Source organism: Stenotrophomonas pictorum JCM 9942, assembly GCF_001431585.1.
In the GTDB taxonomy this organism is placed as follows: Bacteria; Pseudomonadota; Gammaproteobacteria; order Xanthomonadales; family Xanthomonadaceae; genus Stenotrophomonas; species Stenotrophomonas pictorum.
In genome coordinates this window covers 1-25,955 of sequence record NZ_LLXS01000034.1, presented here as the reverse complement: position 1 = coordinate 25,955, position 25,955 = coordinate 1, and the positions used below count along the sequence as shown (strand labels likewise).

Sequence of the window (25,955 nt, the reverse complement as noted above, 5' to 3'; positions counted from 1 at the left end):
CTACAATTCCCCGCCCTCCCCCTCCCGTGCCCCATGAACGATCTACCTCCCATCTTCACCGTCCCTGTCGGCCGCTACCAGCACGTCAGGCAAGGCTGATATGAAGCAATCGGGCTGGCCCGCAGCCGAGACACTGGAACCCCGTGGGCTTTGCAAGCCGATGTATGTAGACCTTGACCTCTCGGTGCGGCCATACACCATTTCTGTCGAACAGACCGACGTTGAAGGCGGCACACTCTCCCGCTTCGCATACCAATCCGACCGCCCGCAACTCTCCACCAAGCCGCCACGGCCTTGCTGCACACACGCCCCACGGTTCGGCAGGGAGCCATGTGCATTTCACAATCGTCCCTTCCAGGAAGGGACTAAAAAGATGCGTCAAACTCTGGCGCCAAAAAAAAACGTCAAGCTAGTCAATCAAATTATTAGTCAGAGATTTATGTTGCCACTTTGGTTACTGATGAATCCGCTATCCCCGGACGCCCCGCAAGCGGCGAAGCGACGAGAACTCCGTGCATGCGGCTGTTGATCGTAGAAGACTCGCAAGCACTGGCGCAGGCACTCGGAAACTCGCTTACCCGTGAAGGCTATATCTGCGACCACGCACAGGACGGGGAGCAGGCGCTGGCCTTCCTGGAGGCTTTCGACTACGACCTGGTGGTACTGGACTGGATGCTTCCCAAGCGCGATGGCATCTCCGTGCTGAGCGAAATGCACCTGCGCGGTTTGCGTGCTGGGGTGTTGATGCTGTCGGCACGCGACCAGGTGGTTGATCGGGTAGCGGCGCTGGATGCCGGTGTCGATGACTACCTGGTCAAGCCGTTCTCCACCGACGAGCTGCTGGCGCGCCTGCGGGCACTGGCCCGGCGGCCGCTTGAATCGCCCCCCATGCCGATGTTGCAGGCCGGTGAGCTGAGGCTGGACCCCCGCTCACGTAGGGTGTTCTGGCGGCAGCGCGATCTGGAGTTGACCCCAAAGGAATACGCCCTGCTGGAACTGCTGATGCGCCAGCCGCAACAGGTGTTTTCACGTGGCCATATTTTTTCCCAGCTCTATGACAGCACCAGCGACGTGTCCGACAAAGCCGTGGAGGTCATCATAAGCACGCTGCGCACCAAGTTACTCAAGGCCGGTGCGGACCAGCGGATCAAGACGCGGCGAGGCTTTGGCTATGTCTTTGAGTGAAGTCCGTGGCGACTGGTCGATACGGCGGCGCCTCGTGTGGCAGCTGACGCTAGCGATGGGCTTCACTCTGACCCTTGTGTTCCTTGTGCTGGATTACGCTATCGACCGCGAAATGTACGCGCGCCTGGATCACTTCCTTGACGTCCGCGCCAGCGCCTTGGCCTCGCAGCTGCAGGTGCGCACGCCGGAACAGGCGGCAAAGCTGCTGCCCGAATACGATCTGAGCGGCCACACCGACTTTTTCACCATGTATGACACCCACAAACGGCCGATCCTGCGCTCGGTCAATAGCCGCGGTCAGGCACTGCGGTTGCCGGAGGGTCCGCTTGGGCGATTGCGCCATTACGATCTGTTCCTGCCTGACGGGCATCCTGGCCGTGCCATCGTGTTGCGCGTCCCACGTGCCGAAGCCGCCACATCGGACTGGCTGGTGGTTGCCACCGAGCGGGGGGATTGGGATCTGGCCGAACGGCGCATCCACCTGGCCCTGATGCTGATCATCGCAGCTGCTGTGGCGGTGGCAGTAGTGCTGTGTCTCTTGCTGGTACGTCGCGCGTTCCTGCCGCTGATCGAGCAGAGTGAACGGCTGCGGACGCTGCAGCCGGGCCAGCCACCACCACCGCCCGCCAGTGCCCTTCCGCACGAACTGGCGCCTTTCATCCGCACGCTGCACCAGGCCCTGCAGCGGCTTTACACTGCCGCCGAACGCGAACGTCGCTTCTCACGTGACATGGCCCACGAGCTGCGCACGCCACTGGCAGAGATCAGGGCCAGTGCGGAAAACGCATTTCACAGTAATGATGCATCGGCGACCACCGAAGCACTGGAAGTCGCCCTGTCGGCCACCGGCCGGATGGGTCGCGGCATTGCCACCCTGCTGGCGATGGCACGCTATGAGTCAGGCCAAATGCGTCCTGCGCTTGATCCTCTGGACCTGGTGCCGCTTCTACGCCAGCAGGTCCAGGCCCTGCGGCGCATTCCCGGGGCGGGCGAGCGCTTACATCTGGCCGCCAATCTGCCAGGACAGGCCTGGGTGCATAGCGACACCGGCATGCTGGAACGCATCTTCGCCAACGTTTTGCAGAATGCAGCCGAGTACTCACCCGAAGCCAGCATTGCCGAAGCCGGGATCGAGACGGCTGACGGGCAGTATTGGGTCTGGGTGCGCAATGAAGCCCCTGGCCTGCAAGTGGAGGACCTGGAATACCTTGGGGCGCGCTACTGGCGCAAGACCGCCCAGGGAGCCACCGCACAGCACACCGGTCTAGGCCTGGCACTGGCCAGGGCCATCGCAGGTGCACTGGAGGTCAGACTGGACTTCAACTTGGAGAACGGAAATCTGACCGGACGGCTCGGTCCTTTCCCGATACTCTGAACTGCGCACCGTTTCGGCCACCGCCGTGAACGCAGGCAAGGACTGATGAGGTGACCGAACCCACCCTCGCGGCGCCCTAAGCTTTCCCAAAGCTTGGGCCGGCACTATCGCGGCACTTTTCCCGGTGCGAGCGGTTCCGATGTCCTCCTCCTTCCTTGTCAGTGACTGGGTGCCGCTGTGATGCCGCAGCCGCACCGGATTTCCCGGATCACGCTATGGGCCGTGGCCATGGTGATCCTTGCGTTGGTGGCGGCGCTGTGGGGCTGGAGATCGTATTCCCGACCGGCAACCGCATCGGCCGCCCCGGCACTCGCACCACCCACAAGTGGAGTGCGGCTGGAGGCAATGCAGGCCGCCAGCTTGGGTATCAAGACCGAGTCGGCCGCCAGTACCGACACCGTGGCACTGACTCAGTTGCCCGCAGAGGCCATGCCGCCCCTGGCGGCCAGCACCCAGGTGACGGTGCCTTACGCCGGCATAGTGATACGGATACTGGCCGATGAGGGCCAGCGTGTTCGCCGTGGGCAACCGCTGTTGCGGCTGCAAAGCCGTGACCTGCTGGTGGCGCAAGCCGATGTACAGCGCGCACGGAGCCAGGCGGCGGTAGCCGACCAGCAGGCAAGACGCGATGTACTGCTTGCTGATGAAGGCATCATCCCGGTTGCCCGCAGGGAACAAAGCTTGGCCAGCGCCGCCATCGCCCGGGCCAGCCGCCTGCAGGCCGAAGGAATGCTTTCACAACTGCGGGTCGTCAGTAGCGGATCGCCTGGCGAGTACGACGTGCTTGCCCCCCAGGACGGGCTGGTACTGCGGCGCAGCGCATCTCCGGGCCAGGCCATGGAAGCCATGGCACCGGCCTACGTGATTGCCGATGCCACCCGCATGGACATCATGTTCAGCGCACCTACGGGCTTGCGGGAGCAATTGCGACCCGGACTGGAAGTGACGCTTCCCGGCGGTGAGAGCGCGCGCGTGGTATCGGTCAGTGGCGATACCGACCGCAACAGCCAACGCCTGCGGGTGCGCGCACAGACCGATGAAGGCAGTGCCCTGATGGCCGGACAGCAGTTCGCGGTAGTGCTCAAGCTGCCGGCGCCGGCAGGCGCATTGCGGGTCCCGCGCAGCGCCCTGTTGCCGCATCGCGACCAGCACCTTCTCTATGTCCAGCACGGCGATCTCTACCGTGGCGTGATCGCCGAATCGCTGGGTCATGACGATACCCACGCCGTGGTGGTGTCACCGTCGTTACAGCCGGGCATGCCGGTGGTGAGTCGGGGCATCAGTGTCCTCAAGTCATTGGCACCGTTGGAGTAACGCGATGCTCGCCCGGCTCATTGAATTCTCACTGCGGCAACGCATGCTGGTCATGCTGGGGGCACTGGCCTTGGCAGGGGCAGGAGTGTTCGCCTTCCTGAACCTGCCGATCGATGCCTACCCGGATATCTCTCCCACGCAGGTCAAGTTGATCCTGAAAGCACCGGGCATGACCCCGGAAGAAGTGGAAACACGGGTCATCGCGCCGCTGGAGATGGAACTGCTGGGCGTCCCCAAGGGCGTACTGCTGCGTTCAGTGGCCAAGTATGCCATCGCCGACATAACCCTGGATTTCGCCGAAGGAACCGAAATCTTCTGGGCGCGGCAACAGGTGGCCGAGCGCTTCGCCGGGGTTTCCGGCGAGCTTCCCGCTGGCGTAAGCGGCGGGCTGGCACCGATATCCACGCCGCTGTCCGATGTCTACATGTTCACCATCGAAGGCGGCGGACTGAGCCTGGAGGAGCGCCGCAGCCTGCTCGACTGGACCCTGCGCCCGGCGTTGCGCACCTTGCCCGGGGTGGCCGATGTCAACGTACTGGGCGGGGACGCAAAGAGCTTCGTGGTCACCCCCGACCGCAGTCTGCTGATCGCCAACGGCCTGCAGCAGAGCGACCTGGTCGATGCAGTGGAGCGCAACAACCGCAACGACGGCGCCGGCCGACTGCAGACCGGTGAAGAAAACCTGATCGTACGTGCCGAGGGAGCCATCCAGACGCTGGAGGACCTGGGCAACATCGTGGTACGCAGCGGTGCGGTGCCGGTACGCATCAGCGACATCGCCCAAGTGCGCGCACAGTCGCTGACACGCTACGGCGCGGTGTCCCACTATGGCAAGGGTGAAGCCGTCCAGGGCATCGTCGTCGCGCTGCGTGGTGCTGATGCATCCGCCCTGGTCGAAGCGATCGAAGAGCGCCTGGCGTCGCTGGCCTCCAGCCTGCCGGCGGGAGTGGAGATCGTACCGTTCTACGACCGCAGCCACCTGATCAAGCGGGCAGTGGGCACCGTGCAGAACGCACTTCTGGAAGCCACGGTGCTGGTGGTGCTGTTGCTGTTGCTGTTCCTGGGTGAATTGCGCGCCGCCATCGTGGTGGCGTTGATCCTGCCGCTGGCAGCGCTGTGCACGTTCCTGCTGATGCGCTGGACAGGACAGAGCGCCAACCTGATGAGCCTGGGCGGGCTGGCAATCGCCATCGGCATGCTGGTCGACGCGGCCGTGGTAGTCGCCGAGAACACGGTCAGCCGATTGGCACCGAGCGCACCGGGCGCGCATCTTCCCCGCCTGCACCGGGTGTTTGCCGCCACCTATGAAGTCGCCAAGCCGGTCACCGCCGGCATGCTGATCATCTGCCTGACTTTCCTGCCCCTGCTTACCCTAGAGGGGCTGGAAGGCAAGATGTTCGCACCCGTCGCAATGACCATGGTGTTTGCATTGGGCGCCTCGCTGCTGCTGTCACTTACCTTCGTGCCGGTACTGTCCTCGCTGCTGTTGAAGGAACGCGAGCACCATGAGCCTTGGCTGATGCGCAAGGCCGGTGCTGTTTACCGGCCGTTGCTGGAAAGCGTCCTGACCCACCCGGCTCGCGCGTTCGGGGCCGCCGGACTCGTGCTGCTGGTTGGCATCGGCGCGTATTTCGGGACCGGCAAGAGCTTCATGCCGACCATGGACGAAGGCGACATCCTGGTGCAGTTGCAGAAGTCCCCCTCGATCTCCCTGGAGCGTTCGCTGGAGTTGGACCTGGCGGTGCAGCAGGCACTGCTGGCAGCGGTACCAGAAGTTGAGAACATCATTTCGCGGGTCGGGTCGGATGAGCTCGGCCTGGACCCGATGGGCCTGAACGAAAGCGACATGTTCCTCAAGCTCAAGCCGAAGCGCGAATGGCGCAAGTCCGACAAGGAATGGCTCACCGGGGAGCTGCGCAAGGTCCTGGAGAATTTCCCCGGCATCGAGTTCGGCTTCACGCAGCCCATCGAGATGCGGGTTTCGGAAATGCTGACCGGCAGCCGCGGCGATCTGGCAGTGAAGCTGTTCGGTCCGGACTTGCGCACCCTCAACGCGCTTGCACAGCAGGTGGCAGCCACGATCGAAGCAGTGCCGGGCGCCGAGGACGTGTTGACCCAGGCTGCCGAAGGCATGGCCTACCTGCGCGTGGCCATGGATACACAGGCCATCGGACGCGCCGGACTGGCGACCGTGGAGGTGCAGGACGAACTGCGCACACAGCTTGAAGGTATGCCGGCCGGACAGGTCATCGAGCCCGGCCGGCGCACTCCGATCCTGGTCCGCGGTGGTGCCGACGTCAGGACATCGGCAGCACACTTCAGCGAAATGCGGATTGCACGCCGTGATGGGGGTGAAGTACCGCTTCGCTCACTGGCGCGCATGGAAGTGGTGACCGGCCCGGTGGCAGTGCAGCGCGAGAATGGCTCGCGCTTCTCCTTGGTGCAGGCCAATGTGAGCGGGCGTGACCTGGTCGGCTTCGTGGAAGAAGCGCGGGCGGCGGTGACCACACAGGTGCCGCTGCCGGCCGGCTATCACCTGGCCTGGGGCGGTCAGTTCGAGAATCAGCAACGCGCGGCGGCACGGCTGGGGCTGGTGGTACCGGTGGCTCTGGGCCTGATTTTCGTGGTGCTCTTCACGACATTCGGCTCGGCTCGGCAGTCGGTTCTCATTCTTTGCAACATCCCGTTCGCGCTGGTGGGCGGCATCATCGCGCTGTGGCTTTCCGGACAGTATCTGTCGGTGCCGGCCTCGGTGGGGTTCATCGCACTGCTGGGCATTGCCGTGCTCAACGGGCTGGTGCTGGTGAGCTGCTTCAACCAGTTGCACGAGCAGGGCATGCCCATCGAACAGGTGGTGCGCGAGGGCGCGCAACGCCGCGTGCGGCCAGTACTGATGACCGCCAGCATTACCGCACTGGGACTGGTGCCGCTGCTGCTAGCCAGTGGTCCGGGGTCGGAGATACAGCAGCCACTGGCCATTGTGGTGATCGGCGGACTGCTGACCTCGACCGCGCTGACCCTGCTGCTGATGCCGCCGCTGTACCGCCGTTTCGGCCTCCCCCCCCTTTCCGACATTGCAGGTGCCGCATGATGCCCCGGGTTCGCCTCTGCCTGACGTTTCCCCGCTCGCTGGAAGCGACGATCAGCGATGTCCTGATCGCAGCCCCCGGGCTGCCGGGATTCACCCTCATCAGTGTAGAAGGCCATGGCGGTGATTTCGTCAACGCAAGTACCGCCGAGCGCGTTCGTGGCCGGATGGACCAGCGCGTGCTGTGGATGCTCGTGGACCAGGAAAAACATCAGCAGGTGCTGGCATTGCTGCGCGCCACAGTTGTTTCAAACCTCGTGCACTGGTGGCTGGAACCTGTTCTGGACGGGGGGCAGTTGGCATGAGTTTGCGCATTCTGTTGCTCCTGCTGGTCTCACCCTGTGCGTTGGCAGGGAACTACCTGCCCGATCCCGACCTGGTGGCCCAGAGCATCGCCCAGCAACCAGACGTGCGCGCCGCAGAAGCACGCGTGCGCGGCGCCCAGGCACAAGCGCGTATGCACACCGTGGGCAGCCATGAGTTCGAAGTGAGCGGTGCCCGGCAACGGCATAAGGTCGAGGAGATGTCCGGCATCGACCGATACGCGGAATGGGAGTTGCAGGTATCGCGTCGCCTGCGCTTGCCCGGCAAGGCCAAGCTGGACAGCGCAATCGGTCGCCATGGCCTGGAAGCGGCACAAGCACAGCTGGAGGACGCGCGGCACCAAGCGGCGCGGCGTCTGCTGCAGCGCTGGGTGGGATGGCTACGCGCCGCTGCCGTGGCCGAAGAGGCCGAGCGCCAGTACACCTCACTCCGGCGCGAGCGCGATGCGCTGCAGCGGCGGGTCGAACTGGGCGACGCCGCACACAAGGACCTGGACCTGATCGAGGTGGAACGCGCGCAGGCCGACGCACAGCGGCTTGCGGCCGATTCGGCGCGGGACAATGCGCGCCGGTCGATCGCGATCGATTTTCCACAGTTGCCGTTACCCGGGCGGCCACCGGCACTACCGGAGCCGGTGGCCTTGGCGGAAGACGATGCACTCTGGATCAAGCGCATCATCGACAGGAGCCACGAAATCGGTGCACTTGCCAGTATTGCGGAGCAGCAGGAAGCCGTGGCTGCGCGTGCACGTGCCGATCGCGTCCCTGATCCCAGCCTGGGCCTACGGGTCCTCAACGAACGCGGCGGTGCGGACAGCATCATCGGCGTGGTGTTTTCCGTACCCATCGGCGGGCGCTACAGGCGCGCCCTAGGTGCGGCCGAGACTGCCGAGGCCAGTGCACGGTACGACGACATCGCCATGATGACGCGTGAGATCGCGCGCGACGCCGAACTGGCTGTCAGTGACGCATGCAGCACATTGCGGCAATGGCGCGCGCAGCAGGCTGCACGTGAAGCCAGCCTCGCAGCCAACACCCGTCAACACCGCGGCTGGAAGCTGGGCGAGCTGAGCCTGGCGGAATGGTTGCTGGCAGAACGTAATAGCCGGCAGATCTCCTTGGCCGAAATCATGGCGCGCGCCGACGCGACCGAAGCGCACCTGCGCGTGTTGGTGGATAGCCATGAACTTTGGCATGCGAGGGACTGACAACACCGGGCACGCGCGTGGCTTGCGGTACATCGCCGAGCGGGCCCTTGGGCTGACAACGCGGCGTGTAAAGGCTTGTTCGGCCTGCTCAAACGCGAGCGGGCCCACCATACGAGCTACCCGATACCCGATGCCGCAAGCGCTGACCTGTTCGGATAGTCGAGCGGCTCCATGGCCCCAGGATGCGGCCAAGGGTAGCCAGGCAAGGCAGCAAGTGTTCAACCCTCTTACAACCGTTCGTGATTTCGGGGTGGAACCCGAGGCACGGAGGAGGGGTGGAGGATGGGCACGAATGCCACCCACGCAAAGGGTGACGGCCAGCTAACAACAACGCATCACACCGATGCGTGGCCTTCCTGCATCAAAAATCAAGCGGTGATCGGGGGGACACGAAAACCTGGAGCTTCATGAGAAGGATGCCCAAGAACCCAGAAGATCCCGAGAATCCAGCCAAGAAATGCTTGGGTGCCCACTACGTGTCTTCCAGACAGGGCACGGAGGCTTCTACTCACGGCTTGGGGTTGACCAAAAAAGGCTGGGCACCAAGCGGGCACATGACTTATTAGTGCCAGTAGAAAGCGCGAGAGATCAGCGCAAACTATTGATTTTATTGGCGCGCCTGGAGGGATTCGAACCCCCGACCAATGGCTTCGGAAGCCACTACTCTATCCGGCTGAGCTACAGGCGCGTTTTTGACCGCTGACTTGCAGGAACAGCCGCGATGGCCGTTCCTTTGCCGTCCGGGTGACCGGGCGGACGCGCATTCTAACGGCAAATGCCGTCGCAGGTCTTCCCCTGTGCGAACGCCAGTGCCGGCAACGGCGGAATCCGGCGCAACTGCTAACCTTTGCCAATGAGTTACGAACGCTACGAACCGCCCGCCGCGACGCCTTCGCGGTTGGGCCACTACTGGAAACTGATGCGCGCCGACCGCCCGATCGGCACCCTGCTGCTGCTGTGGCCCACCTGGTGGGCGCTGTGGCTGGCCGCCGGCGGGATGCCGCCTCTGTGGACGCTGTTCGTGTTCAGCGCCGGGGTCTGGCTGACCCGCTCGGCCGGCTGCGTGATCAACGATTACGCCGACCGCTGGCTGGACCCGCATGTCAAACGTACCAGGGACCGGCCACTGGCCACCGGCGCCATCTCCGGACGGGCCGCGCTGATGCTGTTCGCCGGCTTGATGCTGGTCGCCTTCGCGCTGGTGCTGACGATGAACGCGCTGACCATCGGCCTGAGCTTCATCGGCGTGTTCCTGGCGGCCAGCTATCCGTACCTGAAACGCTTCACGCATCTGCCGCAGGTCTATCTGGGCATGGCCTTCGGCTGGGGCATCCCGATGGCCTTCGCCGCGGTGCAGGGCGAGGTGCCGGCGCTGGCCTGGCTGCTGTACGCGGCCAACATCCTGTGGTCCACCGCCTACGACACCTGGTATGCGATGGTCGACCGCGACGACGACCTGAAGGTCGGCTCGCACTCCACCGCGATCCTGTTCGGCGATCTGGACCTGGTCATCCAGGGCATCCTGTACACGCTGTTCTTCGCGGCGATGGCGCTGGTCGGGCAGCGTGCGCAGCTGGGGCCGGCCTACTGGGCCGGCATCGGCGTGGCCATGCTGCTGGTGGCCTACGAGTTCCGGCTGTGCCGCACGCGCCAGCGCGAGGCATGCTTCAAGGCGTTCCTGCACAACAACTGGGTCGGCGCGGTGCTGTTTGCCGGTCTCGTCGCGGCCCTGACCTGGCCGGCTGGCCGCTGAGCGCCCTCATCTGTGACAACAAAAACGCCGCCTGACAAAGGCGGCGTTTTTGTTGCGGCTTGCAGTGCTACTCGATAATCACAGCGTGCACTGCCGCAGCAGCTTGATCCCGACCCACAGCTGCAGCACGCCGTAGAACAGCGCGCCCACCGCCACCCAGATCGCGATCGTGGCCAGGCCGATCCCCGGCCGGGCGAAGAACAGCACGCCCAGCGCCACCGCCAGCAAGCCGCTCAGGGCCAGCATCCACTCGCCATTGACCAGCTTGCGCACCTGCACCGCGAACACGATGCGGGCAATGCCGGCGATCACCAGCCACAGCGCCAGCAGCCACAGCATCGCTTCGGCCATCTGCGCCGGCTGGCTGATCGCCAGCGCACCGAAGCCGATGGAAACCAGCGCGTACAGCAGCAACACCCAGTTGGGCAGCGCCACGTTCTTGCGGAAAATACTGATCAGGCTCACCACGCCATCGGCCAACGACAGCGCGCCGAACGTCAGCACCATCGCCAGCACCGACACCGCCGGCCACAGCAACGTGCCGATGCCGAAGGCCAGCGCCAGCACCCCAAACACCACCAGGGTCCAGCCACCGCGTTTCACCTGCTGCGAAAGAAGGTTCATCCCACCGCTCCTGTGTGAAAGACGTTGCCAGTGGATACGGGTGATCACCTGGCCGATCAAGTATCACCGCGATCAGGGCACGCGCGCACAAACCCAGGCATCCACCCGTTCCACCCCGGCCCGGCGCAGAGCGCTGGCCGCCGCCTGCAGGGTTGCACCGGTGGTCATCACATCGTCGACCAGGGTGATGTGGGCCGGCAGCGGGGCGGTCACGGCGAAAGCGCCACGGACATTGCGGCGGCGCGTGGTGGCATCCAGCTCGGACTGGGCGGCGGTGGCACGGGTCCGGTGCAGGGCCGCACACAGCGGCAGGTGCAAGGCCTTGGCCAGCGGCCGCGCCAGTTCCCGTCCCTGGTCATAGCCGCGCTGGCGCAGCCGCGAGCGGTGCAACGGCACGGGCACCAGCGCCGCCTCGGCTGGCGGCGGATCCCGGCGCGCCAGCATCAGCTGCGACAGCAGCCGGCCGGCGGCCAGATCCTGATGGAACTTGAAGCGCCGCAGCAGGCCATCGACCGGCGCGGCATACAGGAACGTGGCGCGGACCTGCTGCAGCGGACTCGGCCCCTGCTGGCACACGCCGCACAGCAGCTGCAGGCCCGTCCCTGCCGGCAGCGGCAGGGCGCAGCGGCGGCAGGCATCAAGCGCCCACGGCAGCGTCAGCGCACAGGCCGCACACAGATCCCGCCCGGCGCTGCCCGGCTCGCCACAGACCAGGCAGCGCGGCGGCAGCAGCAGCGCGGTCAGCCGCGCGCCGGCGCCGTAAACCAGATTGATCATGGATTTGTTGACAGGTGGTTTCATGCTCACCAGACTGCCCCGCTTCTGGGGTCCGATCTGTCAGGAAATACCGATGTCTGCTGTCATCCGTCACGACTGGCGCCGCGAAGAGCTGCTGGCGCTGTTTGAGCTGCCCTTCCCCGAGCTGCTGTATCGCGCCGCCAGCGTGCACCGCGAGCACTTCGATCCGGCCCAGGTGCAGGTCTCGACGCTGCTGTCCGTCAAGACCGGCGGCTGCCCGGAAGACTGCGGCTACTGCCCGCAGGCGCAGCGCTACGACACCGGGGTGGATGCGCAGAAACTGATGGAGACCCAGGCCGTGGTCGCACGCGCCCGGGCCGCCAAGCAGGCCGGCGCCTCGCGCTTCTGCATGGGCGCGGCCTGGCGCTCGCCCAAGGACCGCGACATCCCCAAGGTCGCGGCGATGATCGCCGAGGTGAAGGCCCTGGGTCTGGAGACCTGCGCCACGCTGGGCATGCTCGAAGGCCACCAGGCCCAGGCGCTGAAGGACGCCGGGCTGGATTACTACAACCACAATCTGGACACCGCGCCGGATTACTACGACTCCATCATCCACACCCGCCAGTACCAGGACCGGCTCGATACGCTCGAACACGTGCGCAATGCCGGGCTGAAGACCTGCTGCGGCGGCATCGTCGGCATGGGCGAGACCCGCGAACACCGCGCCGGCCTGCTGCTGGCACTGGCCAACCTGCCCGCGCACCCGGATTCGGTGCCGATCAACCGGCTGGTACAGGTCGCCGGTACCCCGTTGCATGGAAGCGCGGAGCTGGACCCGTTCGAGTTCGTGCGCATGATCGCCGTGGCCCGCATCGTCATGCCGCGCTCGATGGTGCGGCTCTCGGCCGGGCGCGAAAGCATGAGCGACGAGCTGCAGGCGTTGTGTTTTTCCGCCGGCGCCAACTCCATCTTCTACGGTGAGAAGCTGCTGACCACCGGCAACCCGGACACCGCGCGTGATCTGGCGCTGTTCGAACGTCTGGGCCTGACCCCGATGCCGGTCGCGGTGGATGCCGATGACCACGATCACCCCGGCACGGTGCATCTGGATATCGCCCCGGCCTGCGCGCAGCCGGCCTGATCCGGCAGCGGATCGGCCGCGCAGCGTGGCCCGGACGTCGGCAACGACAACCGGGTACGCTAGCCGGCCATCCGTCCATGAAAACGCGCCATGGCCCGTCCCGATCTCCACGAACGCCTGCAGGATCAACGCAAACTGCGCGAAGCCCAGGGGCGGATCCGCACCCGGCGCACCGTGTCGCGCCGCGACGGGGTGCGCCTGGAAATCGATGGCCGGTGGCTGACCGGCTTCTGCAGCAACGACTACCTCGGCCTGTCGCAGCAGTTCGAAGTGGTCGCCGCGCTGCAGGACGCCGCCGCGCGTGACGGCGCCGGCAGCACCGCCTCGCATCTGGTCTGCGGCCACCATGCGCTGCATGCGCAGCTGGAACAGGAGATGGCCGACTGGCTCGGCTATCCGCGGGCGCTGCTGTTCGACAGCGGCTACATGGCCAACCTGGCCGTGCAGCAGGCGCTGCTGAGCGAGGAGAACGATGTCTGCGTGCAGGACCGGCTAAACCATGCCAGCCTGCTCGATGCCACGCGTCTGGCCGGCTGCCGCCTGCGGCGCTATCCGCACCTGGACAGCGAAGGCGCGATCCGCCAGCTCAAGCACGCCCCCGACGGCGCGGCGATGCTGGTCACCGATGGCGTGTTCAGCATGGACGGCGATATCGCCCCGCTGCGCTCGCTGTCGCTGGTGGCGCGCATGCAGCAGGCGCTGTTTTACGTCGATGACGCCCATGGCGTCGGTGTGGTCGGCGCGGACGGCCGCGGCTGCGTGGCCGAGGCCGGGCTGGGCGTGAACGAGGTGCCGCTGCAGCTGGCCACGCTGGGCAAGGCGCTGGGCGGGCACGGCGCGGTGGTGCTGGGCGAGGAAGCCCTGATCCGCCATCTGGCCGAAACCGCGCGTCCCTACATCTACACCACCGCGCTGCCGCCGGCGCAGATCGCCGCCTCGCTGGCCGCGGTCAAGCTGGCGCGCCGCGACCACTGGCGCCGCGAGAAGCTCACCGAGCTGATCGGTCTGTTCCGCGAGGGCGCCCGCCGCCTCGGACTGGAGCTGATGCCCTCGGAAACCCCGATCCAGCCGCTGCTGTGCGGCGACGAGGCCACGGTGATGGCGCTGTCGGCCGCGCTGGAGCAGTCCGGCTTCCTGGTCAGTGCGATCCGCCCGCCGACCGTGCCCGAAGGCAAGGCGCGGCTGCGGGTCACGCTGTCGGCGTTGCACAGCGCCGGGCAGGTGAAGGCACTGGTCGAGGCCATCGGCGCCGCGCGCGATCTGGTGCTGTACCAGAAGTCACTTACTCCCGTCAGCGTCTGAGCAGGTTGTCCGTTCCATGCATATCCACGTCACCGGCAGCGGTCCGGCACTGGTCCTGATCCACGGCTGGGCGCTGCACGGCGGCATCTTCGCGCCGCTGGTGGAGCGGCTGTCAGCGCACTTCCAGCTGCACGTGGTCGATCTGCCCGGGCACGGTTTCAGCCGCGAGGACAGCACCCCGCTGAAACTGCCGTATCTGGTCAGCGCCATCGCCAGCGCCACGCCGCCGGCGGTGTGGTGCGGCTGGTCACTGGGCGGGCTGGTCGCGCTGCATGCTGCCGCCACGCTGCCGCAGGTGCGCGGGCTGGCCATGCTCGCCGCCACGCCGCGCTTCGTGCGTGATGCCGACTGGCCCGATGCGGTGGAACCCAGCGTGTTTGAACAGTTCAGCCGGGATCTGCAGCAGGACTACCGCGGCACCCTGGAACGCTTCCTCGCCCTGGACGTGATGGGCTCGCAGCACGCCCGCAGCGAACTGCGCACCCTGCGCGATGCGCTGGTCGAGCGCGGCGAACCGGCCCCGCACGCCCTGCACGAAGGCCTGGCCCTGCTGGCGCGCGCCGATCTGCGTGGCGCCTTGCCGGCCCTGCACAAACCCGGGCTGTGGATCGGTGGCCAGCGCGACCGGCTGGTGCCGGCGGCGGCGCTGCACCGCGCGGCGGCTCTGGCACCGGCCGGCCGACACCAGGCCCATACGGTCGAAGGCGGCGGCCATGCGCCGTTCCTCGGCCACGCCGACCAGGTGGCCGGACTGCTGCAACGCTTCGTTGCGGACTGCGCGTGAGCGGTTCGGCCCGTATTGCCCCGCCATCGCCGATCATGTGCCCCTGTATTCCCCCCCACGATTGAACTGATGCCCGCCCCACCGGCGCACCGTCCCTGTCGAACCCCGTTCCCGCCTGCGTATCTGCCATGTCCTCCCTGTTCGATCCCAAACACGTCCGCCGCGCCTTTTCGCGTGCCGCCTCCAGCTACCACGCCGCCGCGGTGCTGCAGCAGGAAGTGGGCAAACGCCTGCTCGAATCGCTGGACTACCTGGAAGACCGGCAGCCACAGGTGGTGCTGGATGTGGGCAGCGGCCCGGCCCACGCCACCGCGGCGATGAAAAAGCGCTGGCCCAAGACACAGGTGATCGCGCTGGACCTGGCCCTGCCGATGCTGGCCGAAGCCAAAAAGCAGGCCGGCTGGTGGCGGCCGTTCGCGCGGGTATGCGCCGATGCGCGCGCCCTGCCGCTGGCCGACAACAGCGTCGATGTGATCTTCAGCAATCTGTGCCTGCAGTGGGTGGAAGACCTGCCTGCGGTGTTCGCCGGTTTCCGCCGCGTACTCAAGCCCGGCGGCCTGCTGGTGTGCTCGACCTTCGGTCCGGACACGCTGATCGAACTGCGCGAGGCCTTCGCCCAGGCCGATGACACGGCCCACGTCAGCCACTTCACACCGATCGCCCAGTTCGGCGATGCGCTGATGATGGCCGGCTTCCGCGACCCGGTGCTGGACCGCGACCTGTTCACCCTGACCTACGACGAGCTGCCGGCGCTGATGCGCGAACTCAAGGCGATCGGCGCGACCAACGCGATGCACAGCCGCCGCCACACGCTGACCGGGCGTGGCCGTTTTGCCGCCGCGCGCGCCGCCTACGAGCCGCTGCGCCGCACCGACGGCAAGCTGCCCAGCAGCTGGGAAGTCATCTACGCCCACGCCTGGGCGCCGGAACCGGGCGCACCGATCCGCGAGCATGGCCATGACGTGGCCGCGGTGCCGGTCTCGGCCATTCCGATCCGGCGCAAACCGCAGGCCTGAATCCGCAGATTCGCCATGGCGGCGGCGCGGGTACCCGCAGCACTGGCCATGACCACCACCGCGCGCCCGGTTTTCGCGTGCGTCCCGGCTGAGGGCGTGCGCCCCGGCGGGGGCCGGCGTAGCAGGCGCGGACCCGATCGATACGGTATGGCCGCTCAGGCGCCGTTGGCGAACAGGTCGCGGTGGAAGAAATAGATTTCCTGCGCCAGGAAGCGCCAGCTGGTGTGGAAGCTGCGAAAACGCGTGCTGGGTGTGGACGAGGCCAGCGCGTCGATGCCCAGCTCGCGCGAGAGCCGCAGCGCGCGCGCCATGTGCAGCGGATCACTAACCACGATCACCTTGTGCATGCCGTGCTCGGCCATCAGCTGCCGCGCCTCGACCAGGTTCTGGCGGGTGGTGCGCGAGCGGGTCTCGATCAGGATGTCGCGGTCGGGCACGTTCTGCCTGAGCGCATAACGCCGCGCCACCTGTGATTCGGAAAAGCGGGCACGCGCGCCGCCAAAGCCGCCGGTGAAAATCAGCTTCGGGGCGTAGCCCTGCTGATACAGGTCCAGCCCATGGCGGATGCGTTCCTCGAATACCGGCGAGGGCCGGGCGTCATACGCCGCCGCCCCCAGCACGATGATCGCGTCGGCCGGCGCGGCCTGGTCGCGATCGCCGACCCAGATGATCCAGGCCGCCACCCCCAGCAGCCACAACAGCAGCAGCACGCCCAGGCGCCACAGCCATCCGAGCAGGCCCGGCGACCGTTGCCGGGCACTCATGGACGACTCCACGGCAGGGCGTCCAGATCGACATTGCCGCCGGACAGGATCACCCCGACGTTGCGCCCGGCAAACCGTGCCGGGTCGGCCAGAATGGCGGCCAGCGCGATCGCCGAGGACGGCTCCACGGTCTGCTTGAGCACCTGCCACAGCCGGCGCATCGCCGCCACGGTAGCGTCATCGTCCACGGTGATCACGCTGGCCCGGCCATGCAGCAGGGCGAAATTGGGCGCGCCCAGCGCGCCACGCAGACCATCGCACACGGTGGCGGGAACGAAATCGGGCTGGCGCTGGCCGCTGGCCAACGATCGCGCGGTGTCGTCGGCGCCGGCCGGTTCGGCCAGCACCAGCTCGCACGGTGTGGCCGCCTGCTGCAGTGCCAGCAGCGTGCCAGCGGCCAGGCCGCCACCGCCCACGGGTACCACCAGGACATCCAGCGGCGTATCGCACTGCTGCAGCAGTTCCAGCGCCGCGGTGCCCTGCCCGGCGATCACCTTCGCATCGGCATAGGGATGCACCAGCATGGCGCCGGTCTCGGCCTGCACCCGCGCGCATTCGGCCTCCCGCGCGGCCTGGGTGGACGCACACCGCCACAGCACCGCGCCATGGCGGACGATATTGGCCAGCTTGGCCGCCACCGCGCCCTCGGGAACCACCACATGGCACGGGATGCGGCGCGACTGGGCCGCCAGCGCCAGCGCCGCGCCATGGTTGCCGGAAGAATGGGTCACCACCCCGCGCGCGGCCTGTTCCGGCGTCAGCGCCGATACCGCGTTGCAGGCCCCCCGGAACTTGAACGCACCGCTGCGCTGCAGATGCTCGGCCTTGAAGTGCAGGCGCGCGCCGCTCAGCGTATCCAGCACCTGCGAGCGCAGCACCGGGGTCACGCTGGCATGGGGTGCGATGCGTGCCGCCGCTGCCAGCACATCGGCCGCTCCGGGCAGGGAAAGTTCTTTCATGCAGAAAGGTTAACGTAGGCCCCAAGCATCGGACCATCTCGGTGGTTGCGATGGCCATCATTCAGTTCCGCCGGACGGAGTTAAGGACCGATTCAACGCGGTCCGCCGAAGCTGGCACCACACCCACGGGGGGACACGCATCATGAAGCGCTTGAACATTGCCGCCGGGCTGCTGCTTGGTCTGTCCGCTTGCGCAACCTACGACTATGTCGGCGGCGGCGCAGGCGGCTACTACCACGGCTCGCCCTCGGTGCAGTACAGCTACCCGTATGGCTATCCCTATGGCCGCTATGACGGTTATTACGGCTACGGCAGCGGCTACTACGGGTATGGCGGTTACGGCGGGCGTTATCCGATCTATCGCCCACCGCACAACCACCGTCCGCCAGCGCGCCCGCCGCAGCAGGGCCATGGCCCGCGTCCGGGCAATGGCGATGGAAACGGCCATGGTCCACGGCCGCCGCGCCCGACCCCGCCGGTGAACGGCGGCGGTGGCAAGTCACCGTGGCGGGACCTGGACCGGCTGCAGCGCCCGCAGCAACCGCGATCGGCCGCCGTCCAGCCGGTGCAGCGCGCGATGCCCAGGCCCCAGGCGGTTGCGCCGCGGCCGGCGATGCAGCCGCGACCGGCGGCACCTGCCCGACAGCCGTCACATAACCGTGAACGGCAGGAAGCCCGCATCCAGGAACGCTAAAAGGGTTGCAATCGGCGAAGACTTGGGCAATCTTGGCGGCACGTGGTGACCGGTTGCGTCGCAAACTGACCCAAACCGGCTTCATCCGGACCTATCCATGTCGATGTCCGTCAGGAAATCTGGATCCCCCCTGTTCCGGCCCTGTCGGACATCGGCGCCTTAATAAAGAACAAAGCCCCGGTCTCCCGGGGCTTTGTTTTTCCTGCTTTTACCGCGGTACCGCCTGGATAAAGAACGGGGCCGGCAGTCCCCCGACTACCGGCCCCTGTGCTACCCCAGCGTGCGCTCCGGTCGGCCCCTGTTCCAATTCCGACCTTGCTGCGCCTGTGTCGCATGCCACGCTGGGTGCAAGGGGGTAACTGCAGGTTGCATGCCAACTTTAGGTCCGCCGCAGCCGCGCGACCATTGGCGGTAAAATCGACACCCCGTCGGCTGGCGCGCCCATTCAGGCCTGCCGACGGACCTCACACTTCCGACTCCGATCCCACGCCATGAGCGACTCCTTCTCCCACTACGACGTCATCGTCATCGGCGGCGGCCATGCCGGCACCGAGGCCGCCCTTGCGGCCGCCCGTGGTGGCGCGCGCACGCTGCTGCTGACCCACAACGTCGAAACCATCGGCGCGATGAGCTGCAACCCGGCCATCGGCGGCATCGGCAAGGGGCATCTGGTCAAGGAGATCGACGCCCTCGGCGGGGCGATGGCGCATGCCGCCGACCTGGCCGGCATCCAGTGGCGCACGCTCAACGCCTCCAAGGGCCCGGCGGTGCGCGCCACCCGCTGCCAGGCCGACCGCAACCTGTACCGCATGGCGATCCGCCGCATCGTCGAGTCGCAGCCCAACCTGACCGTGTTCCAGGCGGCGGTGGACGATCTGGTGATCGAGGGCGACGCGGTGCGTGGCGCCATCACCCAGACCGGGCTGACCTTCCATGCGCCTGCGGTGGTGCTGACCGCGGGCACCTTCCTGGCCGGCAAGATCCATATCGGCGAAACCCAGTACACCGCCGGGCGCATGGGCGATCCGCCGGCGACCACCCTGGCCGCGCGCCTGCGCGAGCGTCCGTTCGTGATCGACCGGCTCAAGACCGGCACCCCGCCGCGCATCGACGGCCGCTCGCTGGACTACCGCGTGATGGACGAACAGCCCGGCGACGATCCGCTGCCGGTGATGTCCTACCTGGGCAATGTGGCCGAGCACCCGCGGCAGGTGAGCTGCTGGATCACCCACACCAGCGAGCGCACCCACGACATCATCCGCGGCGCGCTGCACCGTTCGCCGCTGTACAGTGGCCAGATCGAAGGCATCGGCCCGCGTTACTGCCCGTCGATCGAGGACAAGGTGGTGCGCTTTGCCGAGAAGGCCAGCCACCAGATCTTCGTCGAGCCCGAAGGCCTGGACGTGGTGGAGATCTACCCCAACGGCATCTCCACCTCGCTGCCGTTCGACGTGCAGCTGGAACTGGTGCGTTCGATCCGCGGCATGGAGAATGCGCACATCACCCGTCCCGGCTACGCCATCGAATACGACTTCTTCGATCCGCGCGGACTGAAGAACACGCTGGAGACCCGCCAGGTGTCCGGGCTGTTCTTCGCCGGGCAGATCAACGGCACCACCGGCTACGAGGAAGCCGGCGCGCAGGGCCTGCTGGCCGGCATCAACGCTGCGCTGTTCGTGCAGGGCAAGGACGGCTGGAGCCCGCGCCGCGACGAGGCTTATATCGGTGTGCTGGTCGATGACCTGATCACCCACGGCACCAGCGAGCCGTACCGCATGTTCACCAGCCGCGCCGAGTACCGGCTGCAGCTGCGCGAGGACAACGCCGATACGCGGCTGACGCCGACCGGGCGCGAGCTGGGCCTGGTCGATGACCGGCGGTGGGCCGCGTTCGAAACCAAGCAGGCGGCGGTGGCCAGCGAAAGCGCGCGTCTGCGCGGCCTCTGGGCCACCCCGGCCAACGCGCTGGGACGCGAAGTGGCCGAGGCCACCGGCGTGGCGGTGACCCGCGAGACCAGTGTGCTGGACCTGATCAAGCGCCCGGAGCTGGACTACGCCAAATTGATGCAGGTGCCGTCGCTGGGCCCGGGGGTGGACGATCCGCGCGTGGCCGAACAGGTGGAGATCAGCGTCAAGTACGCCGGCTACCTGGATCGCCAGCGGGTGGAGATCGAACGCCAGCAGCGCCACGAGAACACCGTGATCGCCGAGGGCTTCGACTTTGCCGCCGTGCACGGCCTCTCGGCCGAGGCGCTGCAGAAGTTCGAGCGGGTGCGCCCGCAGACCATCGGCCAGGCCCAGCGCATTCCCGGCATGACCCCGGCGGCGATCTCGCTGCTGCTGGTGCATCTGGAGCGCGCGCGCCGCGGCAAGGTGGCCTGAGTAGCACGCGGCATCGCTGCGGCGAGTAACCGCCATGGCGTGGAGGCTTGCTGCTCCCTGTGCGTCGGGCCGGTGCAGGCATTGCATGCCGCGCCAGCGCCGCAGCGCGCTGGGACGCGGTGGCGCCACTGCGTATCATCGTGACTGCAATCCCACCGATGAATTCCGCCATGACTTCGCTGCGCCCCTTCCTGGACAAGATGCCCGTTGTGGGCGAACGCGTGTACGTGGACCCGGCGTGCACGATCATCGGTGATGTGCGGATCGGCGATGACGCCTCGATCTGGCCGGGCACGGTGATCCGTGGCGATGTGAACCACATCCGCATCGGCGCGCGCAGCAATGTGCAGGACGGCACCATCATCCACGTCAGCCACGACAGTCCGTACAACAAGGGCGGTTTTCCGACCCTGATCGGCGAGGGCGTCACCGTCGGCCACGGCTGCATCCTCCACGCCTGCACGATTGGCGACTACTGCCTGATCGGCATGGGCGCGTGCATCCTCGATGGCGCGGTGATCGAGGCAAACGCCTTCATCGCCGCCGGTGCGGTGGTCGGCCCGGGCAAGGTGGTGCGCAGCGGCGAGCTGTGGGCCGGCAACCCGGCGCGGCTGATGCGCCAGCTCAGCGACAAGGACATCGAAGGCCTGCGCTATTCGGCCGACCACTACGTCAAGGTCAAGGACCAGTACCGCTCGATGCCCGGCTGATCCCGGCGGTGGTTGCAGGCGACGGTGGGCTGGGCTTTCCACAGGACCGCGGTTAAAGTCGCCGCTGATCAAGGACGCCATCGAGACCCGCATGCCCCTGGCACCTGTCCGGGCTGGAAACCGGACTTTCCCGCGCTGCCGGGCCTACCTCAACATCGCCGCGGTGGTGCCGTGACACCGGCGCCAGCGATGCTGGATACCTACCGCGAAGTGATCACGCCTGAGGGCGTGCCCCTGCAGCTGCCCGCCGCCGGGCCGGTGCCGCGGGCGCTGGCCTGGCTGATCGATCTGATGGTGCGCGTTGGCGTGCTGACGCTGATGAGCCCGCTGCTGGCGCTGCTCGGCGGGTTGGGCCAGGGCCTGTATCTGGGACTGATGTTCCTGATGTTCTGGGCCTATCCGATCATCCTCGAGGTCTGGCTGGGACAGACCCTGGGCAAGAAGGCCGTGGGACTGCGCGTGATCGCCCGCGACGGCGCGCCGCTGGGCTGGATGGCGGCGATCGTGCGCAACCTGCTGCGCACCGTGGACATGCTCCCGTTCGGCTACGCACTGGGATTGATCTGCTGCCTGTACGACCCGTACGGCCGCCGCCTGGGCGATCTGGTCGCCGGCACGCTGGTGGTGCATCTGCCGCCGCGTACCGCGCCGGTGCCGGCCCGCACCGACGCGGCGCTGGTCCCGCCGCTGCCACTGCAGCCCGGTGAACAGAGGGCGGTGATGGCCTTCGCCGAACGTGCCCCGGCGCTGTCTCCGGCGCGGCAGCAGGAGCTGGGCGATATCGCCTCGGTACTGAGCGAGGCGCGCGGCCAGGCCGGCGTGCTGCGCCTGTATGCGATGGCCAACTGGCTGCTGGGGCGGCGATGAGACAGGAACAGTTCGTCGCCCGCTACCAGCACGAATGGCAGCAGTTCGAGCACTGGCTGCAACGCCGAGGCCAGAACCCGCGCAAGGCGCGCGGCACGCGGGACCCGGACCTGCCCGGCGATGAAACCATTCCCGAACGTTACCGGCGACTGTGCCAGCAACTGGCACTGGCGCGCCGCCGCGGGTACAGCCCGCAGCTGGTCGAGCGCCTGCAGCAGCTGATGCAGCGTGGCCACAGCCTGCTGTACCGCACCCCGGCCCCGCGCTGGCAGCGCGCGGTGGAATTCCTCGTTGCCGATTTCCCGCAGCTGGTGCGCAGCCAGGCCGCCGCGATGGCGGTGGCGTGCGCACTGTTCGTGCTGCCACTGGTCGGCATCTTCGTGCTGCTGCAATACCAGCCCGAGCTGATCCACCTGCTGCTGGACCCGCGCCAGATCGCGCAAATGGAAAAGATGTACGACCCGGCCGCCGACCGCCTGGGCCGCGACAGCGGCACCGACTGGGCGATGTTCGGCCACTACATCATGAACAACATCAGCATCGGCTTGCGCACGTTCGCCAGCGGCCTGCTGGCCGGGATCGGCACGGTGCTGGTGCTGCTGTTCAACGGCATCACCATCGGCGCGGTGGCCGGGCACCTGCAGCAGGTCGGCTTCGGCGATCCGTTCTGGCGTTTCGTGGTCGGCCATGCGCCGTTCGAGCTGACCGCCATCGTCATCGCCGGCGGCGCCGGCCTGCAGCTCGGACTGAGGCTGCTGGCGCCCGGACGCAAGCGCCGGATCGACGCGCTGGTCGAAGGCGGCGTGATCGGCGCGCGGCTGTGCCTGGGCGTGGCCTTCATGCTGCTGGTGGCCGCCTTCATCGAGGCGTTCTGGTCCTCCACCGCGGCTGTGCCGGCGTGGGGCAAGTTCAGCGTCTCCGGGGTGCTGTGGGCGCTGGTGATCTTCTGGCTGTGGCGCGGCGGGCGGGGAGCGGATCATGCGGATTGACCAGCTCGACGTGGTGCTGCGCGCGCGCTCGCCGTGGGAGGCGATGGAACTGGGCACCGCGCTGGTGCGCCGCCACGCCGGCGCGATCTGGAAGCCGTGGCTGCTGCTGACACTGCCGGTGTTCGCGCTGCTGAACCTGGCCGGCTGGTGGCTGGACAATTTCTGGCTGGCGGCGTTCGCGCTGTGGTGGCTCAAGCCGGTGTTCGAGCGCATCCCGCTGTACGTGATCTCGCGCGGCGCCTTCGGTGCCACCCCGGGCACCGGCGAGACGCTGCGCGCGCAACGCAGCTGGGGCTGGCGCGGACTGTGGCCGTATCTGCTGTGGCGGCGGCTCAGTCCAGCGCGGTCGCTGATGATGCCGGTGGATCTGCTCGAAGGCGGCGACCCGGCGCAGCGCCGGCAACGGCGGCGGGTGCTGGGCGGTGCCAGCTATGGCCATGCCAGCCTGCTGACGCTGGTGTGCTGGCATTTCGAGTGGGTGTTGCAGCTGGCCGGGATCGCGCTGGTGTTCATGTTCGTGCCGCTGGAGCTGCTGTCCGAATCGCTGCGCGCGGCGTGGTCGCTGATCGGCGAGGACACCCCGGCGTGGGCGTGGATCGGCTTCAACCTGCTGGCGTGGGCGGCGCTGACACTGGTCGGCCCGTTCTACAGCGGGGCCGGCTTCGGCCTGTACCTCAACCGCCGCACCCAGCTGGAGGCCTGGGATGTGGAAATCGCCTTCCGCCGGATGCGCGACCGCCTGGCGCGGCTGGCCCCGCTCCTGCTGCTGGTGCTGGCCATCGCCCTGCCCGGTGATTCCGCCCAGGCCCAGGACGGCGCTGCAGACCTGCAGAAGCAACACGCCAATCACAAGCACCTGGCGGCACATGCGGCGAGCGGCGCAACGCCAGCGACCGTGTTCGGCCCCACGCACGCCGATACCGCCAGCTTCCGCCAGGCGGCCGCACGCGCCTACGAAGACCCGCAGCTGGGCGCCCAGCGCAACGTCAGCCGCTGGAAGCGCACGCAAGATGCCACGCAGCAGGAACGGGACACCCCGGGCGACAAGTGGGCGCCGGACCTGGACGGCATCCGCACGCTCCTGGCGCTGGTCAGCGAGAGCTTTCTGTGGATCGTGGTTGGCGCATTGCTGATCGCGCTGCTGCTCACCGCCCGCTGGTGGCTGCCGTGGCTGCGTGGCAGTGGCCGGCGCAAACGCACCGTGCAGTCCCCGGTCACGCAGGAAGCGCTGCAACTGCCCGACAGCCTGCCGCCGGACATCCCCGGCAGCGCACGCCGGCTGTGGCGCGAGGGCAAGCCGCGTCACGCACTGGCCTTGCTGTACCGCGCCGCGGTGGAGGAGCTGGGCCAGCGCGCCGATGTGGTGCTGCCGCCCGGTGCCACCGAAGCCCAGTGCCTGCGCGCGTCGCGACGCATGCCGGTGGACGCCGACCGCCAGCTGTTCGCGCGCATGGTGCGCACCTGGCAGTACGCCGCCTATGCCGGCCGCCTGCCCAGCGCCGACGAGTTCGACGCCTTGCTTGAGGATCTGCAGCGCCACTACGGGTGGCCCGCATGAGTCCGCGCTGGCGCAACGCGGCACTGCTCCTGCTGGCCTTGGCCGTGGGCGCCGCGGCGGTGGTCTGGTTCCTGCGCAGCTTCGAACGCGTGCCCGAGCAGATCACCCTGCCGGCCTATGGCGAACCCACCTACAACCCGCTGTTCGCGCTGCGCGAGGCCTTGCGCAAGGATGGCGTGAGCGCGCAGTCGCGGCGCCAGCTGGACCTGCCGGCAATGGCGCTGCAGCCACACGACACCGTGCTGATGCTGGAGGATCCGCGCCAGCTGACGCGGCCGCAGGTGGACGCGCTGCTGGACTGGGTGCAGGGCGGCGGCCATCTGCTGCTGCAGGTGCCTGCGGCCGGGGATGACCGCCCCGACAGCCCCGCCACACTGCTGGGCCGCCTGGGCATCCTCCCCAGCGAGGTCCCGGCGCGCTGCCAGCCCTGGCAGGTCGCCGCCCAGGAGCGGCATCAGGAGTTCTGTTCGGGCACCCGCTTCAATCTCGCCGGCAGCCGACGTATCGAGCTGCACTGGGGCGATGGCTTGGACGACACCCTGGCCTATGCGCGCCTGCGCTACGGTATCGGCCGCGTGGACGTACTGGCCGACATGGACTTCCTGCGCAATGGCAACGGCGCGACGGGCGGCCTGCGCGATATCCCGCATCGCGATCTGGCCCGCCTGCTGCTGGCCCCGAACTACGGCAAGGGCACGGTCCACCTGGTCTACGCGGTGCAGGCGCCCTCGCTGTGGAAGATGGTGTTGCAGCGCGGCTGGCCGGTATGGCTGCCCCTGCTGCTGGCGATGCTGGCCTGGCTGTGGGCGCGCAGTCAGCGCTTTGGTGCGCTGCTGCCCTCGCCGCGCGAGGAACGGCGCTCACTGCTGGAACACGTCCGCGCCAGCGGCGAACACCTGCACCGCTACGGCAAGACGCCGCTGCTGTACGACGCCGTGCGTCAGGCCTTCCTGGCCCGTCTGCGCCGGCGCGCGCCGCTGGCCGCGGCCTTGACCGGCGATGCCCAGGCCCACGCCATCGCCGAGCATCTGCAGTGGCCGCTGGCCCGCGTGCAGAGCGCCCTGCAACTGCCCGCTTCGCAGGACGACACCGCCCTGCGCGAGCGCATCCGACTGCTGATCCAGATGAGAAACCAGCTATGACCGATCTGCCGACTCCCCCCGCCCTTCCCGGTGACGCGCC

Annotated in this window: 22 protein-coding genes, 1 tRNA gene and 1 pseudogene; 19 read left to right on the top strand and 5 right to left on the bottom strand. The window is 67.5% G+C overall.

Going from position 1 to position 25,955, the window contains the following annotated elements:
- Positions 1-516 precede the first annotated feature (516 nt).
- The 7 genes and pseudogenes from ARC78_RS11135 to ARC78_RS16955 all read left to right on the top strand — a co-directional run.
- The gene (locus ARC78_RS11135; protein WP_054657786.1) at positions 517-1,185 is read left to right on the top strand and encodes a response regulator transcription factor; all 669 of its coding nucleotides are present in this window, start codon (positions 517-519) and stop codon (positions 1,183-1,185) included.
- Entirely contained in the window at positions 1,172-2,560 is a 1,389-nt protein-coding gene (locus tag ARC78_RS11130; protein ID WP_096144959.1) for a sensor histidine kinase, read from the top strand. The genes ARC78_RS11135 and ARC78_RS11130 overlap by 14 nt, the downstream gene beginning before the upstream one ends.
- Positions 2,561-2,905: 345 nt before the next feature.
- Positions 2,906-3,874, top strand: a complete 969-nt coding sequence (locus tag ARC78_RS11125) for an efflux RND transporter periplasmic adaptor subunit (RefSeq protein WP_241772730.1) — start codon at positions 2,906-2,908, stop codon at positions 3,872-3,874.
- Between the two features lie 4 nt (positions 3,875-3,878).
- Positions 3,879-6,965, top strand: coding sequence for an efflux RND transporter permease subunit (locus ARC78_RS11120; RefSeq protein ID WP_057506313.1), 3,087 nt, complete (start codon positions 3,879-3,881; stop codon positions 6,963-6,965).
- Positions 6,965-7,267 (top strand): DUF3240 family protein, encoded by a 303-nt coding sequence (locus ARC78_RS11115; protein WP_083468398.1) that lies wholly within the window; start codon positions 6,965-6,967, stop codon positions 7,265-7,267. Before ARC78_RS11120 ends, ARC78_RS11115 begins: the two co-directional genes overlap by 1 nt.
- Positions 7,264-8,493, top strand: a complete 1,230-nt coding sequence (locus ARC78_RS11110; RefSeq protein ID WP_054657798.1) for a TolC family protein — start codon at positions 7,264-7,266, stop codon at positions 8,491-8,493. Before ARC78_RS11115 ends, ARC78_RS11110 begins: the two co-directional genes overlap by 4 nt.
- 42 nt (positions 8,494-8,535) lie before the next feature.
- Positions 8,536-8,744 (top strand): annotated as a pseudogene (locus tag ARC78_RS16955) (IS3 family transposase); the annotation flags it as partial.
- A gap of 360 nt (positions 8,745-9,104) precedes the next feature.
- On the opposite strand, the gene ARC78_RS11105 reads toward ARC78_RS16955, so the two are convergent.
- Positions 9,105-9,181 (bottom strand) — tRNA-Arg (locus ARC78_RS11105).
- Between the two features lie 165 nt (positions 9,182-9,346).
- On the opposite strand from ARC78_RS11105, the gene ubiA reads away from it, so the two are divergent.
- Positions 9,347-10,246, top strand: a complete 900-nt coding sequence (ubiA, locus tag ARC78_RS11100) for a 4-hydroxybenzoate octaprenyltransferase (RefSeq protein ID WP_054657800.1) — start codon at positions 9,347-9,349, stop codon at positions 10,244-10,246.
- A gap of 78 nt (positions 10,247-10,324) precedes the next feature.
- Here ubiA and ARC78_RS11095 read toward each other — a convergent pair whose 3' ends face one another.
- The gene (locus ARC78_RS11095; protein WP_054657802.1) at positions 10,325-10,870 is read right to left on the bottom strand and encodes an HdeD family acid-resistance protein; all 546 of its coding nucleotides are present in this window, start codon (positions 10,868-10,870) and stop codon (positions 10,325-10,327) included.
- Positions 10,871-10,942: 72 nt separating this feature from the next.
- Positions 10,943-11,671 carry a double zinc ribbon domain-containing protein gene (locus tag ARC78_RS11090; RefSeq protein ID WP_145974326.1) on the bottom strand — a complete coding sequence of 243 codons (729 nt, stop codon included), beginning with the start codon at positions 11,669-11,671 and terminating at the stop codon, positions 10,943-10,945.
- 49 nt (positions 11,672-11,720) lie between these two features.
- Here ARC78_RS11090 and bioB point away from each other — a divergent pair, with 49 nt between their 5' ends.
- From bioB to bioC, 4 genes are all read left to right on the top strand, one after another.
- A complete protein-coding gene (gene bioB / locus ARC78_RS11085) occupies positions 11,721-12,749 on the top strand; it encodes a biotin synthase BioB (RefSeq protein WP_057506311.1) in 1,029 nt (342 codons plus the stop codon).
- A gap of 90 nt (positions 12,750-12,839) precedes the next feature.
- On the top strand, positions 12,840-14,051 hold the full coding sequence (gene bioF / locus ARC78_RS11080) for an 8-amino-7-oxononanoate synthase (protein ID WP_057506310.1): 1,212 nt from the start codon (positions 12,840-12,842) through the stop codon (positions 14,049-14,051).
- A 16-nt stretch (positions 14,052-14,067) separates the two neighbouring features.
- Positions 14,068-14,835 (top strand): pimeloyl-ACP methyl ester esterase BioH, encoded by a 768-nt coding sequence (bioH, locus tag ARC78_RS11075; RefSeq protein ID WP_057506309.1) that lies wholly within the window; start codon positions 14,068-14,070, stop codon positions 14,833-14,835.
- A 128-nt stretch (positions 14,836-14,963) separates the two neighbouring features.
- Entirely contained in the window at positions 14,964-15,851 is an 888-nt protein-coding gene (gene bioC / locus ARC78_RS11070) for a malonyl-ACP O-methyltransferase BioC (protein WP_057506308.1), read from the top strand.
- A gap of 155 nt (positions 15,852-16,006) precedes the next feature.
- Here the strand turns inward: bioC and ARC78_RS11065 are convergent, their stop codons facing one another.
- Both ARC78_RS11065 and ARC78_RS11060 read right to left on the bottom strand, forming a co-directional pair.
- A complete protein-coding gene (locus tag ARC78_RS11065) occupies positions 16,007-16,615 on the bottom strand; it encodes a YdcF family protein (RefSeq protein ID WP_054660954.1) in 609 nt (202 codons plus the stop codon).
- Entirely contained in the window at positions 16,612-17,574 is a 963-nt protein-coding gene (locus ARC78_RS11060) for a pyridoxal-phosphate dependent enzyme (protein ID WP_057506307.1), read from the bottom strand. Before ARC78_RS11060 ends, ARC78_RS11065 begins: the two co-directional genes overlap by 4 nt.
- A 142-nt stretch (positions 17,575-17,716) precedes the next feature.
- On the opposite strand from ARC78_RS11060, the gene ARC78_RS11055 reads away from it, so the two are divergent.
- The 7 genes from ARC78_RS11055 (at position 17,717) to ARC78_RS11025 (ending at position 25,915) form a co-directional block, all read left to right on the top strand.
- Entirely contained in the window at positions 17,717-18,268 is a 552-nt protein-coding gene (locus ARC78_RS11055; RefSeq protein WP_057506306.1) for a hypothetical protein, read from the top strand.
- 491 nt (positions 18,269-18,759) lie between these two features.
- Positions 18,760-20,649 (top strand): tRNA uridine-5-carboxymethylaminomethyl(34) synthesis enzyme MnmG, encoded by a 1,890-nt coding sequence (mnmG, locus tag ARC78_RS11050; protein WP_057506305.1) that lies wholly within the window; start codon positions 18,760-18,762, stop codon positions 20,647-20,649.
- Positions 20,650-20,819: 170 nt separating this feature from the next.
- Complete coding sequence (locus ARC78_RS11045) at positions 20,820-21,359, top strand: gamma carbonic anhydrase family protein (RefSeq protein ID WP_057506316.1); 540 nt, start codon at positions 20,820-20,822, stop codon at positions 21,357-21,359.
- A 189-nt stretch (positions 21,360-21,548) separates the two neighbouring features.
- Positions 21,549-22,226, top strand: coding sequence for an RDD family protein (locus ARC78_RS11040; protein WP_057506304.1), 678 nt, complete (start codon positions 21,549-21,551; stop codon positions 22,224-22,226).
- Complete coding sequence (locus ARC78_RS11035; RefSeq protein ID WP_054660837.1) at positions 22,223-23,215, top strand: stage II sporulation protein M; 993 nt, start codon at positions 22,223-22,225, stop codon at positions 23,213-23,215. Before ARC78_RS11040 ends, ARC78_RS11035 begins: the two co-directional genes overlap by 4 nt.
- Entirely contained in the window at positions 23,205-24,773 is a 1,569-nt protein-coding gene (locus ARC78_RS11030) for a DUF4129 domain-containing protein (RefSeq protein ID WP_057506303.1), read from the top strand. The genes ARC78_RS11035 and ARC78_RS11030 overlap by 11 nt, the downstream gene beginning before the upstream one ends.
- Positions 24,770-25,915, top strand: coding sequence for a DUF4350 domain-containing protein (locus ARC78_RS11025; RefSeq protein WP_057506302.1), 1,146 nt, complete (start codon positions 24,770-24,772; stop codon positions 25,913-25,915). The genes ARC78_RS11030 and ARC78_RS11025 overlap by 4 nt, the downstream gene beginning before the upstream one ends.
- Positions 25,916-25,955: the final 40 nt, after the last annotated feature.